General features: G+C 46.4%; 14 protein-coding genes. 4 read left to right on the forward strand and 10 right to left on the reverse strand.

Annotated elements, in window-relative coordinates:
- Positions 1-279: 279 nt before the first annotated feature.
- Positions 280-1,296 (forward strand): LacI family DNA-binding transcriptional regulator, encoded by a 1,017-nt coding sequence (locus MKY44_RS15675; protein WP_341007805.1) that lies wholly within the window; start codon positions 280-282, stop codon positions 1,294-1,296.
- A 423-nt stretch (positions 1,297-1,719) separates the two neighbouring features.
- Here the strand turns inward: MKY44_RS15675 and MKY44_RS15680 are convergent, their stop codons facing one another.
- Genes MKY44_RS15680 through MKY44_RS15690 form a run of 3 tightly spaced genes read right to left on the reverse strand, consistent with a single transcriptional unit; the run spans position 1,720 to position 4,407 of the window.
- Positions 1,720-2,613: an NAD-dependent epimerase/dehydratase family protein gene (locus MKY44_RS15680; protein WP_341007806.1), complete on the reverse strand. Its 894-nt coding sequence runs from the start codon at positions 2,611-2,613 to the stop codon at positions 1,720-1,722.
- A 12-nt stretch (positions 2,614-2,625) separates the two neighbouring features.
- Positions 2,626-3,396, reverse strand: a complete 771-nt coding sequence (locus MKY44_RS15685; RefSeq protein ID WP_341007807.1) for an SAM-dependent methyltransferase — start codon at positions 3,394-3,396, stop codon at positions 2,626-2,628.
- A gap of 30 nt (positions 3,397-3,426) precedes the next feature.
- Positions 3,427-4,407, reverse strand: a complete 981-nt coding sequence (locus MKY44_RS15690) for a Gfo/Idh/MocA family protein (RefSeq protein WP_341007808.1) — start codon at positions 4,405-4,407, stop codon at positions 3,427-3,429.
- Positions 4,408-4,598: 191 nt separating this feature from the next.
- Between MKY44_RS15690 and MKY44_RS15695 the strand changes: the two genes are divergently transcribed.
- Both MKY44_RS15695 and MKY44_RS15700 read left to right on the forward strand, forming a co-directional pair.
- The gene (locus tag MKY44_RS15695) at positions 4,599-5,183 is read left to right on the forward strand and encodes a bifunctional transcriptional activator/DNA repair enzyme AdaA (protein WP_341007809.1); all 585 of its coding nucleotides are present in this window, start codon (positions 4,599-4,601) and stop codon (positions 5,181-5,183) included.
- Positions 5,180-5,998, forward strand: a complete 819-nt coding sequence (locus tag MKY44_RS15700; RefSeq protein WP_341007810.1) for an SPL family radical SAM protein — start codon at positions 5,180-5,182, stop codon at positions 5,996-5,998. The genes MKY44_RS15695 and MKY44_RS15700 overlap by 4 nt, the downstream gene beginning before the upstream one ends.
- A gap of 145 nt (positions 5,999-6,143) precedes the next feature.
- Here MKY44_RS15700 and MKY44_RS15705 read toward each other — a convergent pair whose 3' ends face one another.
- The 6 genes from MKY44_RS15705 to MKY44_RS15730 all read right to left on the reverse strand — a co-directional run bounded on the left by MKY44_RS15705 (position 6,144) and on the right by MKY44_RS15730 (position 12,991).
- Positions 6,144-7,250 (reverse strand): Gfo/Idh/MocA family protein, encoded by a 1,107-nt coding sequence (locus MKY44_RS15705; protein WP_341007811.1) that lies wholly within the window; start codon positions 7,248-7,250, stop codon positions 6,144-6,146.
- Positions 7,251-7,346: 96 nt separating this feature from the next.
- A complete protein-coding gene (locus MKY44_RS15710) occupies positions 7,347-8,072 on the reverse strand; it encodes a ThuA domain-containing protein (protein WP_249912529.1) in 726 nt (241 codons plus the stop codon).
- A gap of 69 nt (positions 8,073-8,141) precedes the next feature.
- A complete protein-coding gene (locus tag MKY44_RS15715; RefSeq protein WP_036613779.1) occupies positions 8,142-9,314 on the reverse strand; it encodes a Gfo/Idh/MocA family protein in 1,173 nt (390 codons plus the stop codon).
- 54 nt (positions 9,315-9,368) lie between these two features.
- Positions 9,369-10,418 (reverse strand): LacI family DNA-binding transcriptional regulator, encoded by a 1,050-nt coding sequence (locus MKY44_RS15720; RefSeq protein WP_341007812.1) that lies wholly within the window; start codon positions 10,416-10,418, stop codon positions 9,369-9,371.
- 279 nt (positions 10,419-10,697) lie between these two features.
- Positions 10,698-11,780 (reverse strand): class II fructose-bisphosphatase, encoded by a 1,083-nt coding sequence (gene glpX, locus MKY44_RS15725; protein ID WP_036613775.1) that lies wholly within the window; start codon positions 11,778-11,780, stop codon positions 10,698-10,700.
- 692 nt (positions 11,781-12,472) lie between these two features.
- Positions 12,473-12,991, reverse strand: a complete 519-nt coding sequence (locus tag MKY44_RS15730) for a GNAT family N-acetyltransferase (protein ID WP_341007813.1) — start codon at positions 12,989-12,991, stop codon at positions 12,473-12,475.
- A 123-nt stretch (positions 12,992-13,114) separates the two neighbouring features.
- On the opposite strand from MKY44_RS15730, the gene MKY44_RS15735 reads away from it, so the two are divergent.
- Complete coding sequence (locus tag MKY44_RS15735; RefSeq protein ID WP_341009868.1) at positions 13,115-13,759, forward strand: YczE/YyaS/YitT family protein; 645 nt, start codon at positions 13,115-13,117, stop codon at positions 13,757-13,759.
- An 82-nt stretch (positions 13,760-13,841) separates the two neighbouring features.
- Here the strand turns inward: MKY44_RS15735 and MKY44_RS15740 are convergent, their stop codons facing one another.
- Entirely contained in the window at positions 13,842-16,421 is a 2,580-nt protein-coding gene (locus tag MKY44_RS15740) for a X2-like carbohydrate binding domain-containing protein (protein WP_341007814.1), read from the reverse strand.
- Positions 16,422-16,684 lie beyond the last annotated feature (263 nt).

Raw genomic sequence — 16,684 nt, forward strand, 5'->3', positions numbered from 1 at the left:
AGCTGCATACACTGATTGTCAAGAGCCTTTCTTGAGGTTGAATACGTTTACATATTTAAAAAAACAATAAACCACTTCATTAATTAGCTATGTATGTAGTTCCTCTATTCAAGAAAACGGAACGTGCATGAGCAAATTTAACGAAATGATTTATGTAGTAAATACGTTCATTACCCTTTAGGGTTATCGGTAACCCTAACATAGCACGAGCCTATCTTGCTGTCAATTGGCATTATCCTATAGAATGGTAAGACTATGTTGCGGAAAGGTTAGATTCTAATGATTACCATTTACGATATTGCCAAAAAAGCAAACGTCTCCGCCATGACGGTCTCCAAGGTCATTAACCATACAGGCCGCATAAGTTCCGCGACACGTGAACGTGTGCAACAGGTGATCGAAGAACTGGGCTACATCCCGAACTCTAATGCGCGCAGCCTTGTGCTTCAACGAACTCAAATGCTTTCATTGCTCATTACGGATATTACCAACCCTTTTTATACAACCCTGGCCCGTGGTGCTGAAGATGCAGCCCATCTTCGTGGGTACCGTCTTTTATTTGGCAATAGTGACGAGGATTACAATAAGGAAAAGGATTACGTGGATGCAATTCTGTCTACTCGTGTGGATGGTGTACTCTTTGCCCCAGCGGGAGATCGTTCTCTCCAACATCTGAAACAGCTGCAGGAACGTCACATTCCGTTTGTCTTTCTGGACCGCACCGTACCTGGCATTACGTCAGATATCATTGCCGGAGATAGCCGGGAAGGCGCGATTGAGCTGATCCGATATCTGGTGCAATTGGGTCACTGGCGCATTGCACTGGTCAATGGTTCTTCGGAGGTTTCTACCGCCAGACTGCGGGAGGAAGGTTATATAGCGGGTTTACGTGAGGCCGGAGCTGATATTGATCCCGAGCTTGTGCTTCGAACAGGGTACCGGGATTTCAGCGATGAAGAAGGACTGGATCGACTACTCTCTCAACCGGATCAACCAACAGCCATTTTTGCCGCCAACAACATGCTGGCGATTGGGGTCATTCGGCTTTTGCGCAAACGAGGACTGCGTGTGCCAGAAGACATTTCCGTTGTGTGTTTCGACGATCTGGATCTGGCTTCTGCTTTTGATCCTTTCCTAACTGTAGCTGCACAGCCAGCATATGAATTTGGGTTTCAGGGCGTACAGATGCTGATTGACCGAATTGAGGGTAAGGCCCCTTCCGAAGCCCAAACCGTCATTCTACCGTCAGAACTGCGCATACGTGCTTCAGCTGCTGCTCCACGTGAGCAAAAATAGAGTTAAGCGCGTGAGTTGACTAAATAATTGGACCAAAAATTATTTACACTGACACTACGATAACAGAACAACCTTCCAATCGCTGTTATCCCCAGATTTTTTCATTCCCTTTTAAAGGGGAAATCCGGAGATAGCGTATGCTTCCGATGTAGCTTTCTTGCAGAAAGCTTGTAGGCGAACGCTTCGCTTTTTCAGGTTTTTTCTGTCCTCTCCGTTATCGTGTAAATGATTAGTCCCACTTATCTAAATTAGGTTCAATTCAGATTTAAAAAATGTAAAACATGAACAGGGTGCACCGGAGATTACGCTCTGGTTGCACCCTGTTTGATGTTCATTCGCTGAAATAATCCGTCGTTCGAGCCGTTTGGTTGGTCTGTTTCATTCAGGCTTGTCGTTTCCTTCAGTTCCATCCGAGCCGATATTCTACCGCTCAGACTGTAATGCTAAAGCGACCTCACGAACGAGTCCCGGGAACCATTCCATCAGAGGTTCGAACGTATATCCCGCTTGTTCAGCCTTGGTCGTCTCCATCGTCCATGATTGCTCGATTCCAAATGGTGACATGTCCTCTTTTACAGTTTCCGTAAGGATCTGGGACTGCATGCCCGTGACCGTCTCGATCAGATGTATCATGGCTGACAGCGTAATTGATCCCTTGGAAGCTGCATTCACCGGACCAGTAATGGACGAATGTCCAAGCCAAGCGAGAAATCTTGCCGCTTCGGTCGAATTGATAAATCCAATCTCCGCATCCGGATTTGGCATGCCAATCGGTTTTCCTTTTTGCACATGTTCGATATGAAAATGAAGTCTTCTCGTATAATCATCAATTCCGAGAACAATTGGAATGCGCATCGCCACAACCGGGAAATCCGCTTCCTGGAAAAATACAGCCTCGGCAAGCCGTTTGCCTTCTCCATACGAAAAATCCTCTGCACTCCCATACTGTAATGGATATGTATACGGGTCAAAATCCGTTTCCTTAAATCCAGGTCTTGGATCACCGTACACCGAGAGTGTGGATGTCAAAACGTATTTTTTGGTACGCCCTGCGAATGCCTCACATGCCGCTTTCGCCGCATCTGGAGAATAACAGATATTATCGTACACAACATCCCACATGTCTGTCTGCGCAACCTCTGCCAGAGATTCCGGGTCTTCACGATCCATCTTGATTCGGTTTACTTCGGGTCCGAAGTCAACATCCGTTTTACCACGAGTTGCGACTGTGATCTGAGACTTCCCTTCCCACAGCAAGTGATCCACGAGACGTTTGCCAAAAAAACGTGTACCCCCAAGTATAAGAACTTTATTCATCCAAAAACCCTCCTATCTTGTTCGATTATATTTAACAATTTGAAGCATGGTGTGAGCGTTCCGTTGAAACTCATATGCTGTTGGTTCTTCGGATACCGTGCACCCACGCTCTTCGAGTATTAATTTTAATTCATCCATGTGCTTGTAACGTTCGCCAGACAGATCCACTGTTGGAAAAATTCGAACCTCTCGTTTGCTCACACGCAGCAGCTCCATTACGGTTGCAACATGAGAATCAACATCCAATCGATCCGCATACGTAAACAGGAAATGGGCGGATAACGTCAGATCGAATTGTTCATCGGCAAAAGGAAGATCCGGGAGCACAGATGCCACATAACGGTCAGGGAACTTTCTCATATCTGCGATGCAATCTGTAATAGCACGAGTTCGCTCTTCCTTTAACTCCTGGATTGATCCAAATTGATCCCACACATATATGCCTTGCACCGGTTCCATCTGTTTCATCGTATGTTCAATGTCCTGAAATCCCTTTACTTCAAGCTCGTCGATCTCGTATTCGTAGGCAATATCCACGGCCATGGGGTCTGCACCCAACTTGCGAGCCTGGCTACTGAACGAACACGCTCCACCTGGACAATCCAGAATCGACTTGCCAGTAATCTCCCCTACCGTTAAGTTGAACATCTTCATATATTCCTCGAAGGTTCTTCCTATGAAAACAATCTGTGACAGTTCCAAACCACCAGAATCTTTGGAACGGTTATCTGCTCTGCTGTTCTTCTGATCATCTCTATTGTTGCTCTGCTCATCTCTTCTCATCTCGTCTCAGCTTCCTTTCCTGTTCTTGAATCAATCGTTAGGGAACACAAGCCCAATCTGTTTCCGAATCTGATCCATGACCTGCATCGTAACATAGGAGCGTTCATACGTGTTCATGTCAGACTCCTTTTTGCCTTCCTGAACCAGATTCACGAACTCCTCCACTTCATAATACATCGCCGGATGGTTTTGTTCGACTGTGAGCTGCTCCACCGTACCGTCATTGTATCGTATCTCTGCATGTTCTGGTGAACCAATCTTGTCAATGATGATGCTGCCCAGTTCTCCCATAATTTCGCTTGGTACATGAGAATTGGAGATTTTGGAGTATGTAACAACCGCATCGATCCCATCATAATCCAGCAACACACTGCCTTGTCCATCCACACCAGATTCCAGCATCATCGCTTGGGATTGAACTCGGTTAGGTGCACCGAACAACGTAATCAATGGGTAGAGACAATACACACCGAGATCCATTAACGCCCCATTAGCGAGTTCAGGCTTGAACGCGTTCAGGACAATCCCCTCTTTGTACTTGTCGTAACGCGAAGAATACTGAGAGTATCCTGCTACATATTTGCGGACAGGACCGATTTTATGCAGGCTCTTCTGCACCATTTTGAACTGGGGTACAAGAGTCGATTTCATCGCTTCCATGAGCAGAACCTCGTGTTCTCGTGCTGTATCGATCATACTCCGAACTTCGGCGCTATTTGCAGCCAGAGGTTTCTCGCACAATACATGTTTACCGTTTCTCAGAAAAAGCTCAGCCTGCTCCGCATGAACCGTATTCGGTGTTGCGATGTAGACTGCATCAATCACATCACTTGCTGCCAACTCTTCCAGATCGGTGAAGCGGTGTTCCACATCATATTTATCTGCAAATGCATTAGCCTTATCTTCAGTTCTTGAATACACGGCGGTTAATTTGAATCCATCAACCTGTACTGCGGCTTCAAGAAGCCTTTCCGTAATCCAGTTGGTACCCACTACGCCAAAACGAACCATGCCTATCTACCTCTTTCATCTATAAATTTCATTAGAGATATAACCTTTATACCATCCTGTATATTGTAGCTCATATTTCGTTCAGATTGAAGGAAGGGTACTGTATCCCAGATATTGATATCTTGCTTTTTAAGTTGAAACTTCGTCAATCCCATGGAATCAGGGGTATAATTAGAGATGAGGTGATCACCATGGAAAGTCCAGATCAAGATCGCATACTGCCCCAATCTATTGATGAAAAATACTGGCATGCCATCATCCACAACGATAATTCTTATGATGGAACGTTCTTTTACGGCGTGCAGACAACGGGCATTTTCTGCCGACCTTCCTGTAAGTCCAGAGCACCCAAAGCTGAAAATGTGCTGATATTTCAACATGTTGAAGAAGCGTTGGCACGAAAGTTCAGACCCTGCAAACGTTGCAAACCTACAGGAGAGCGGGTACCTGATCAAGAGTGGATATATGGGATCACCGATTACATTGAACATCATTACGCCGAACCTCTAACCTTGGAGGTCCTTGCCACTGTAAGTCATGGCAGTCCTTATCATCTGCATCGTGTGTTCAAGCGGATCACAGGCCGCACACCGGTTCAATATATTCAGGATAAACGAATCACCGAAGCCCGGAAGTTGCTTGAACATACCGGACTTACCGTCACCGATATTGGCCGCCAGGTCGGTATACCTAACTCAGCTTATTTCATTACTGTATTTCGCAAACACACAGGTCTCACACCTGCACACTACCGCGAAAGGCATGAGAACTTATGAAGACGAATCTTACTTACAAAGTACCCAAAACGTTACTCAACAAGGGGACAGGGTTCCTTGAAGGCTATACACATACGCTGAATCCTTACACAGGCTGCGCCTTCGGTTGTTCCTATTGTTATGTCAGACAGATGCCAGTCTCTTTATTTCGTAAAGAGGATTGGGGTAGCTGGGTTGATGTGAAACAGGAGGCCTCCCGAGTATTCGCCAAAGAATTGCAACGTGCCCTGGCCAAAGGGAAAGTCACTCTGTTCATGTCATCCAGTACAGACCCGTATCAACCCGCTGAGTACAAGGAATGTATCACGCGTTCATTGCTTGAAACGATGGTACAGTATCCGCCCGATTTTGTATTAGTCCAAACCCGCAGTCCACTCGTTACCCGGGATATAGATCTCTTACTGCAGTTAGGTGACCGGGTTCGTGTCAGCATGACCGTGGAGACGGATCTGGACGAAATGCGCAAGCATTTCAGTCCTTCTGCTCCTCCGATCGCGGGCCGATTACGTGCACTGGAACAATTGAGGGATGCCGGAATACCTACACAGGTTGCGATTGCTCCAGTATTACCCAGCAGTGAACAGTTTGCAGCCATCTTGAGACCTCTGGTTGAGCGCGTATGCATTGACGATTATTTCATGGGCGATGGCAGTGAGGGCAAGCGCACCCGGCGACTCGGCATGGAGTCGCTCTATCAAGAAGTGGGGATGGAGCACTGGTATCATCCAGATGCGTATCAGACTGTTGTTCAGCGGATGAAAAACGTTTTTGCCGAGGATGAGATTTGGATCAGTCAGGCGGGATTTGAGCCCTAAATGGCTATCTAAGTTGAACCAAAGAATATTTACACTGGACACTTCGATGACAGAACAACCTTCCGATCGCCCAATAACAAATAGCCCCTTTCCTGGTTTGGAGGAAAAGAGGCTATTCGTCATAACGTAAACGTTAATAGTTGTCTTATTTATCCAATGTATACAATGGCAGATCCACTGGCAATGCAGCCGGGCGCTGACAAGAGCTTTTCATCTGGTAGAACGTCTGCTCATCTGATGAATCGTGGAATGCCCACATGGCCTCAAGTACGTGGTATGCCAGTTCCCCACTCGCCCGGTGTGCACGTCCACTTTGGGCTGCATAGGCCATATCTGCCACACCAATGCCGCGAGTATTTTCCTGATATCCTGGGAGAAGCGGAACTTCCGTCCATTCATGTTCACCCAGCAAGCGGTAACGAACTGGACCGCCGAAAGTATTGGGATCAGGTACCTGCAATGTGCCGTGCGTGCCATATATCTCAATCGGTGGCAGTGCACTTCCGCCAAATACGTCAAAGCTCGTAATCAGCGTGCCAATGGCTCCCTGTTCAAACTGCAACAGACCCGTAACGTGAGTTGGAATTTCGACGGGAACCACCTGGCCTCTCTTTTTCTCACTCGTAATCGTCCGCTCTTCCATGGCTTTACCCGTCATGCCTGCAATCGATTTGATCGGTCCCATTAGTTGAACCAATGCGGTGAGATAGTACGGACCCATGTCAAACATTGGCCCACCGCCTGACGCGTAGTAAAACTCCGGATCTGGGTGCCAGTGCTCATGACCACGACTCATCATAAATGCGGTCGCCGCCACCGGCTTGCCGATTACTCCTTCCTCCACCAATTGAAGTGAAGTCTGGATGCCTGAACCGAAGAACGTTTCTGGTGCACAACCCACGAGCAATCCTTTACGCTTTGCTGTTTCGAGCACGGCCTGCCCTTCTTCACGGGTAACAGCCAGCGGTTTTTCTACATAAACATGTTTGCCAGATTCAAGCGCACGCAAGCATACATCAGCATGAACTGAAGGAATGGTCAGGTTGATAATCAGCTCAATCTCGGGATCAGCCAAGATTTCGTCGACGCTGTATACGTTAGGCACGTTATAGGCTGCTGCCTGCTCCTCGGCACGTTTCCGGTCGAGATCCGCAACAGCAACAAGTTCCAGCACCTCGAACCGGTGACAGTTTTCCATATAAATACCGCTGATTTTACCGCAGCCAATAATGCCTACTTTCATTGTTTTCATACCTGGGGCTCCCTTCGCCGTGGATCAGAAATGGTTTATCCATTGAGGATGAATGGTTAACACTGAAGTTACGTTTGCAATTCAACTACAATCTCATTAGTTCTGGTTGTCCGCCATACCTGTGTACACTTCGGTTGCTGAACTTACTCGACTCTTGGCAAGCTCTTTGCCTGCTGCTGTCCATTTGAATCCACTGCGCATCATTTCTGTCACGGGTTTCATGTCTACAATGTCTGCATGATGTCCCAGTGAGTTGTAGAATACCCGCCCTGCGCCCCAGCGTTTCGTCCAGACAACAGGCATATCTACGGGGCCATTCGCTGCATGCGGACCAGTCACCACTGGAAAACGAGTTGTTGCCAGCACTTCCACTGCCGGGTCTACGTGCAGGTAGTACTGTTCACTTTTCACCTGAAAATCTTCAATATGATCCAATAACGGGCTAGAGCCACGCTTCATGTTTACCATATACTCCACACCATCATTGCCTGGATGAGCAACCCATTGTCCACCCGTCATAAACTGCCAGTCTACGTTATTTCGGAAGGCATCACACATCCCGCCATGAAGACCAGCCAAGCCCACACCGCTCTGGACAGCCGCTGATACGTTGTTGACCAGTTCCTGCTCAATCTGTCCCATCGTCCACAAAGGCACGATCAGATCCAGACCCATCAGCTTCTCTGCATCCGCATAAGAATCCAACGTATTCGAGACTTCAACCTCAAACTGCTCTTCCTTCAAAATACGCTCAAAAATCGCTGCTACCTGCTCCGGTTCATGTCCATCCCAGCCGCCCCATACAATCAGTGCTTTACTCATCGTTTATTCACTCGCTTTCGCTTAGTTTTATGTGTTCAACCTTATTTCTGACGTCACTGTCTTGCTTGCTCACATCTCTTCAAGCGTCACCCAGCGCCGTTCTGTTACCGAACGTTCTACCGCTTCGAGTACAGCCTGACAAGCGACCCCATCGTGGAAACTCGGTGATGGTTGGCGTCCTTCAGAGATCGCTGTCACCAGCTCCAGCATTTCATGGGTGAACGTGTGCTCGAATCCAATCGTATGTCCGGCAGGCCACCAGGCTTCAGCATATTTATGTGCCGGATCGGTTGCCAGTACACGGCGGAATCCCTGTACGTCCTCTTCATCCTTTGTGAAATAGACTTCCAGTTCGTTCATCCGTTCAAAATCAAATCGTACACTGCCGAGACTGCCGTTAATCTCAAACGAGTTCGTACTGCGATGCCCCGCTGCAAAACGTGTAGCCTCGAAGCTGCCCAGCGCCCCTCCTGCGAATCGTGCCAGGAACAACGTAGCGTCGTCGACGGTCACTTCTCCTTTGGGTGCATCCGCATTCGAACTGCCCTTGGCACTCAGACCGGTCATCTCGGCTGCAAGTGGTCGTTCTTTGATGAAGGTTTCGCTCATGCCGATGACTTCCTGGAATTCACCGACAAGGAAACGAGCCAGATCGATTAAATGCGCGCCCAGATCACCATGGGAACCGGAGCCAGCCACTTCTTTTTGCAAACGCCATACCAGCGGGAACGAAGGGTCCATGATCCAGTCCTGAAGGAAAAACGCACGGAAATGATAGATTTTACCCAGTCGTCCACTCTCCACCAGATCTTTGGCCAACTGCACCGCTGGTGAGAAACGATAATTGAACCCGACCATATGTGCGACTCCAGCATCCTCTGCTGCCTGAAGCATCTCGCGCGAATCCGCAAGCGACAGGGCAAGTGGTTTCTCACAAAACAGATGTTTGCCCTGACGAGCCGCTTCCAACGCAATTTCCTTATGGGCATCACTTGGTGCGTTAATATCAATCAGATCGATATCATCCCGCTTCACTAGTTCACGCCAATCAGTCACACTTTCGGACCAGCCGAACTGATTCGCTGCCTCCTGCACTCCCTGCTCGTTACGTCCACAGATCACAGACATCTCAGGCTGCAGCGGGGCAGACGGGAAAAACATCGGCAGACTGCGATAGGCATTACTGTGGGCCTTCCCCATAAACTTGTATCCAACCATTCCGACACGAAGACGATTTGACATGGTCATTTCCTCCTTTGGAATAATAAAAAGTCTTTCAATATGTGTACCAATAAACTATTGACGGATAGAAGAAGCACGGATGATCAGTTCGGTAGGCAGCAACGCTCTCGCTGATTCGGTTACCGCTACAACAGAGTTATTCGCTTTATGTGTGTCACCCACAGACCCATGCATAAGCTTCGATGCTGCAAGTTCACCCATTTCAAAAAATGGAACCCTGACGCTGCTCAGCGGCGGAACCGCCATCTCGGCGGCATCGGAATCGTCATAACCCACAAATGCCGGAAAATCCTCCACCCGGATTCCCCGCTCACGCAAACCATGCATTACCCCAATAGCCATCCGGTCATTGGCCGCAAATACAGCATCAATCTCATGTAGGCGATCTGCTACAATCGCTGCCGCCTCAATGCCACTTCTTCTACTATAATTCCCTTCAAGCAGTAGACTCGGGTCCAGCTCCATACCTACTTCTTGTAAGCCAAGACGGACACCTTCCATTCGCTCCTGGCTGTTGGAATAGCTGTCCGGACCATTGAGAAAAGCGATTTTGCGATATCCCTGATCCGTAAGATGACGTATGGCAAGCCTGCTTCCTTCCACATGATCCGCATCCACTTCCGTGAATGATTGGCCCTCAAAATGCTGATTCATGACACAGAATGGGTGTCCTTCCTGATGAAGTTGCTGCATGGCCGCCAGTTCTTCATGATCATCTCTGGCACCAAGAATAATGCAAGCGTCCACTTTCTGACGCCGGAACAGATCCGTATAATTCATCACTTCACCAGGTGTCCGGAACATAACCAGCAGGTCCATGCCATTGTCTCTGGCTTTGCTTCCAATCCCACTCAGCATTTCCGAGAAAAAATACGCCGAGAACAGATGTGCCTTCGGAACATAAGGTAATACCACGCCAAGGTTCCCGCTTTTACTTCTGGCAAAACTGCGAGCAAGAGCGCTGGGCACATAGCCTAACTGTTCGGAAGCTTCAAGAACCTTGCGGCGTGTCTCTTCTTTAATAGGACCTACCCCATTAAGCACCCGGGAGACCGTTGCCTCGGAAACACCCGCAAGATCAGCCACTTCTTTACGAGATGCCATGAATTTCACCCCCTTTTAGCTCACCTATAAATGACGTAATGGTTAAAAATCGATATTTATGTACGCGCGTACATTTTCTCATGCCATGTAACCGTTGTCAATGCTTTTAACACAAAAAAATAATGAGGGTTTGGGTTAATCCAAGCCCTCATTATTATCTTGCCAGAGATGGTACTTTCATTAACTCCATGCCCTGTAACCTTAGGGGTTCAAGTTACTTATCAAACTCACTACAAGGATTTCAATTGATCCTGTTTGTTCAATTATGGGGAGTGCAGCTCACAACGTCGTTGTAACGCCAAGATCAACGGAGGATTGACTAAACTCAGCCTGCTCCATCGTTTTCGCATGACTCGGAATTCGATCCGAGGGTTCTGGCGTGGATTGGAGCTGTCTTACTTTGTGCAGCACTTCTTTGTTAGGCAGGAAGTGTTGGGAACGAATGAATCGAATTGTTTTGGTTTTGGCACGCATAACTATCGAATCCGTCTCGGCGCGATCATCCGCAAGATACCGTACCCCTCCCAGAATCTCACCTGGTGTCACACCTGTTGCGGCAAAAATGACATCCTCTGTGCCGATCATATCCTGCATCGTTAACACTTTGTAAGGATTATCAATTCCCATCTGCAAGCAGCGCTGGAATTCATCTGCGTTGGCAGGCATCAGACGACCTTGAATCTCACCCCCAAGGCAAGATAGCGCTGCGGCAGCCAGCACACCTTCTGGCGCTCCTCCAGATCCGACATACAGATCAATGCCTGCCTCCGGGAAGGCCGGTGCCATCGCCCCAGCAACATCACCGTCACTGAGGAACTTGATCCGCACTCCGACCTTGCGTAGCGTCTTAATTGTGCTTTCATGTCGCACACGATCCAGAATCATCACTGTCAGATCCGAGATGTTTTTGTTCAATGCGGCAGCGGCTTTCTCCAGTGTGACTTCAACCGGGTCTTCAATGCTGACCTTGCCTACAAGCGCAGGCCCTACCGCCAGTTTCTCCATATACATGTCCGGTGCGTGGAGCAGGTTACCTTTTCCCGCCACTGCAATAACCGATAGAGCGTTGTTTAGTCCTTTGGCCACGATTTCTGTACCTTCGAGCGGGTCTACAGCCACGTCAACCTCAGGCCCCTCAGCGTTGCCCACTTCCTCGCCGATGTACAACATGGGTGCTTCATCCATTTCTCCTTCACCGATTACCACCGTGCCGCGAATGGACACGGAATCGAACATGGCGCGCATGGCCAAAGTAGCCGCTTCATCTGCACTGTTCTTGTCGCCTCGTCCCATCCAGGGTGCTGAAGCTAACGCAGCCAATTCTGTTACTCTGACAATTTCCAACGCCAGTTCGCGTTCCATTTTTCCCACTTCCTTTCCAATTTCCAAAAGCATAACGTGAAAGCGGTACTAAATCCATCGCAAATCCATATGAAATTGATCTATAATCGGCGTAGTAGCGCCTTTTTAACGATATATACCTTATTTATCCAATTAATATATTGATCGATTTTGCTCCTTTTTTCGGCTGGTTTTAAGAGTCCAATCCTCCTGATTTCTCACCTGAAATATTAATTTTAATTTCCATTTTCCGCTCTAAAACTAAATAATTCAACATGGTGGATTAACACATCCGTTTCATGCGTAAAAAGTTCTTTTAACATGAGGTATATACAACTTATATCGTGATTTTTAAGAACATAACGCTATCTAATAGGCTACAAACGAAAACGATTTTCGGCTGGCTGTCCAAACGTAGAAATAAACTAATAAACTGTAATTATAATCCTTGAGATCAGCCTGTTACCTTCACGATTATTGAGCAAAATTATACTGCTAATTATGTATTAATCAGGCCTTTAACTTTTGCTAAAGCCATAGATGCAGCTTATGAAGGTCATCGAAAATAATAAGTTTACATAATATTTGTTATGTTTTATCCCCCTTCAATTTCTTCATTTTATGATTCAACGGTTGTGGCAAAACATAAAAAAAGCCCGAAAGAATTCTGCTGAATAGCATTTTTCTCCCAAGCTTTTCCCTCGATGATCCCGTTACAGTATCGTTTTGGTCATTATAAAATCAATCTGTTCCTCATCTCCCATGTAAAAAGCATGGGCTCCCGTCTGTACAAACCCCATCTTTTCATAAAAGGCGATGGCATTTTCATTTTTCTCCCACACACCTAACCAAAGATTCGTCTTGTGATGTTCAGTTGCCATCTCTATGGCTTTATGGAGCAATACTTTACCAAGGCCATGTTTTTGGAACTCTTTCTTGATGTATACCCGCTCGATCTCAAGGGATTCCACACCCATCTTCTCAGACTGAGCATCATTGATATTTACCTTCATGTACCCTGCCACTTTGTGGTTGACATAAATAAAAAGAAATTGTGAATCCGCAAGGGACAGTTCCGTTTCTAATTGCTCCCGATTAAACGCCTTTTCCAGATAAGCTTTCATATTTTCGGGTGAATTTTGCGCTTTAAACGTTTCATTAAACGTCTCATAACTAATCTCCTGCAGTTCACATACATGTTCAATGGTACATATCTCTATACGAATCGTCATCTATATTCACATTCCTTTAACAAGTTAATCGTTTGTTGCAAATGCAATAAAAAAGGGTTACATTGAATTTAGCTCAATTTTGTTGTATTTGCAACATAATATCAAAAAAGAGGTTGAATGAATTTGAAATATGTACTTTTTGTCGCAGGTATTCTAATCTTAACGCTTGGCATTTCCCTTACCATTCAATCTGAACTGGGTACCTCACCGTTTGATGCACTTCTGGTAGGGCTGTCACATCATGTAGGGCTAAGTGTAGGTAGCTGGGAGGTCATCATTGCTTTCCTATTAATTGGATGTAATTCGCTTTTGAAGCAGCAAAAACCCGAGTTTTTGGGACTCGTCACCGCATTCATTACTGGTGTGGGGATTGATATCTGGCTTTATGTATCTGATTCCTTGATCACACCCGAAGTTTGGTACAGCAAATTAATGACTTTTTTCATTGGTTTAGTGATCATCAGTATCGGCACGGCGATTTATTTACAGACCAATTTTGCACCCATTCCGATTGACCGCTTAACATTAATCTTGCATGAAATCACTCAAACGCCCTTATTTGTATCGAGAACATTCATTTACCTTGTATTTTTAATTCTGGCGTTTCTGCTAAGTGGGCCAATCGGGCTTGGAACGTTGATAACCGTATGTTGTGCAGGTGTACTTCTTCAGTTCATTATGGGCCATACGAAAAGGATAATAGATCGCATATTAACAGACATGGATACATCGTCACATACTAAAAGTGAAAAAGAAAATTCGGTCTAATCGCTGTACTCCTTCTACACCATAAAAAGGCTGGATCAGAGGTTCAATCCCTGATCCAGCCCATTAAACGTGCTACCTACCTTTACGGCTCAATTCCCCATACCAGCTGACCGTTCACATACCCGGTAACCTTATCATGGTTTGCGAACTGACTACCGGATGCCTTGAACGAGTAATCATTAGTCTGTGTGTAATTCGTCCAATTGTTTTTGGAAAAGCGTGTTTGAATCTCTGCGCTCTGGCCCGCATTCAGTGATCCCGCTGCACTTGTAAAGCCCACTTCAAGATAGTGATCCGCTCCGGCAACTGGAGTCGCCAGTTTAACGAATTGGCTCGTTACATTCGCACTGCCCATACTGGCCCAGTCGGACCAGAAACTCTGAGCTTCCTCCCCGTCAATTGTATAGTAATACCGGAGTTTTACATCACTTAACGGAATAGCCGAATTGCCTGAGTTGACCAATTTGAACTTGGGTGAGACGCCGTTGGTGGATGCACTTGTATTGCCGTTAAAAGCTTGAATCGTCAAATCCCCTGCTGGCACAGTAACCGTGCTATCTATGACGTTCACCGTTAGCACAGCGTCATTTCCTCCATTGAAGTGAAAGGTCAATACGTTCTGGCCCAGCGGAAGCGTGGCGAGATAGGATTTGTTCAGAACAACAGCAGAGCTGGATGCTGTATAATTCTGACCCGCTACAAGTGTAACATCCCCCTTCGTGATGCTTGTAAGCTGACGGCCATTTAAGGTGATAGATACAGAAATATCCTGTGCGGGATTCGTCGCTTTATCAAATGTTGCATTCACAGGAGAAATCACAGCATTTGTACTCGGTGTTGAATCCACAATTTTGACTTTTAACACAGGGTCCTGACCTTGATTAAAATCCAGAACAATCGAATGCTCGCCAACTGGCAGGGTTGCCAGATAAGCTTTTTTCAGCAGCAATGTGCTTCCGTTCAAGGTATAGTCTGTTGTTGCGGTCAACGCATTGTTGCCTGCCCGGAGAGCAGTTAGCGTATTGCCGTTTGCATTCACAGTTACGGTTTTGTCACTTTGATTGGGTGTGTATTTGTCAAATTCAACGTTTCCAGGTGTGATGGATGCACTGGGATTGGGATTGTTAACCTTTAGATTTGGCAGCTCATCCAGCGTAATGACATAATCACTTTGATAAAGCGTTTTCAATGTTGCCGGGTAATTAAAAGCAGAACTCATCAGATGCTCGCCATACCAAGGGCAGAAGTACAGCCATCCTGATTTCTCCTCTGTCAGATTTTTCACGCTTGGAATCGTGTCGTTCTCCGTCATGGCTACCATTTTCGTACCGTTCGTCAACTCAACAAGCTTATAGAAAATCGAGGTAATTGCATCCTCATTCGGTACGCCGGACAAGCCGTCATAACGGTTGTAGATCGTATTGTATTTATCATATCCGACGAGATCTACCTGATCATCGCCCGGATACCAGGCAGGAGAAGTACTGTATACGTAGCTGTTGTAGGTCCAGATCAGATTGTGCAAGCCATACGTCTCAGTCAGTTCGGTATAAAGCAGATCCCATAGCTCTTTGTACACTTCTGCGCCTGCCGAAGCCCACCAGAACCATGCACCTTCCCCGTTCAGCCCGCCGTTGCCTTCTGCTTCATGATACGGACGGAACAGAACCGGCACGTTGTTGTCTTGCAAAATCAATAATTGTTCTGCCAGATCCTCGATGGTCATCATCACGTATTGATACTCTTTCGTACCGGGAATTACCGCATTTGCTGTATTAAAATTCGTTTCTGTTGGCTTGTAGGTAGCCTCTTTCCAATCCACAAAGTCCCCAAGCTCATACGTATTGAAATTACGAGGTACATTGATATGCCAGGAAGCTGTTGCAATACCTTCACGGTTATTCACCCAATCAATCATGCGATCGGTTGTACCGTCCTCCCAACCATACAACGGATTATAATTCATCAGATCAAAGCCACGGATTGCAGGATACTTTCCGGTCAGATCATGAATCCATTCGAATTCAAGCTCTGTATCTCCGTCATTCCCTCCTCCATAGATCTCTTGCTGACCAGAAATAATGTTGTTTCCGTATACCTCCGTTAAATAATTCATCAAAATTTGAGTTTCCGGTGTAGCTTCAGGATCAGTGAGAACTGGCTGCACATTCAAGGGATCCAGATCAGCATGATCCACTGTAAAAGTATCAAAATACGCGAAGCCCCAGCCAGCCTTCAGCTCAATCGTGTTGGCACCCTGATTCAACTTGTGAAAGCCAAAATCGAAGTCTGACCATGTTGTCGTGTAAGGCAGCATGTAAGCACCTTTCGTAACACCATTCACGATTAAATTTTGTGACCTTCCATCTGCACTGAGCTCCTGCATATATCGTGTGGAGATTGCGTACATGCCGGTTTCCGGGACAGTTACTGTGAAGGTTAATGTGCCAGAGTTCTGCATCCAGACAAATCCGGCCCCTGAGAATCCGGGCTTGGGTTGTCCATAGATTGAAGTAACCACTTGAAGATCCGGGGTGAGCTGCGCATCTTCGCTTTCGATGGTGAACAACGGTGTGTCTGCATGAACGGGCGCTGTCATTAATCCAATCAGTAGGGCCAATGCCAGCATCATTGCGGTTGCCTTTTTGAGCAAATTTTTCATCAATTCCATCTTCCTTCCCAAGTGAAATATGATAATGAAAATTTCAATGAACCCATTCATGATGGCGCTTTCATTTTAACCATAGCATGTGCATCAATTTTTGTAAATATATGGTGAATGAGAATGTTTGAAATTCTTTTGTACCAGTACTTTGAACATTATATTTCCTTTCTCTCATCCGACTTGATAATTGACGAAAACGGTTCATAATCTAATCAATTTAGCGTATGAAACTTCATCTCACATTAGATGTGTACTTGAAA

The organism is Paenibacillus sp. FSL R7-0026 (assembly GCF_038004485.1).
In the GTDB taxonomy this organism is placed as follows: Bacteria; Bacillota; Bacilli; order Paenibacillales; family Paenibacillaceae; genus Paenibacillus; species Paenibacillus xylanexedens_A.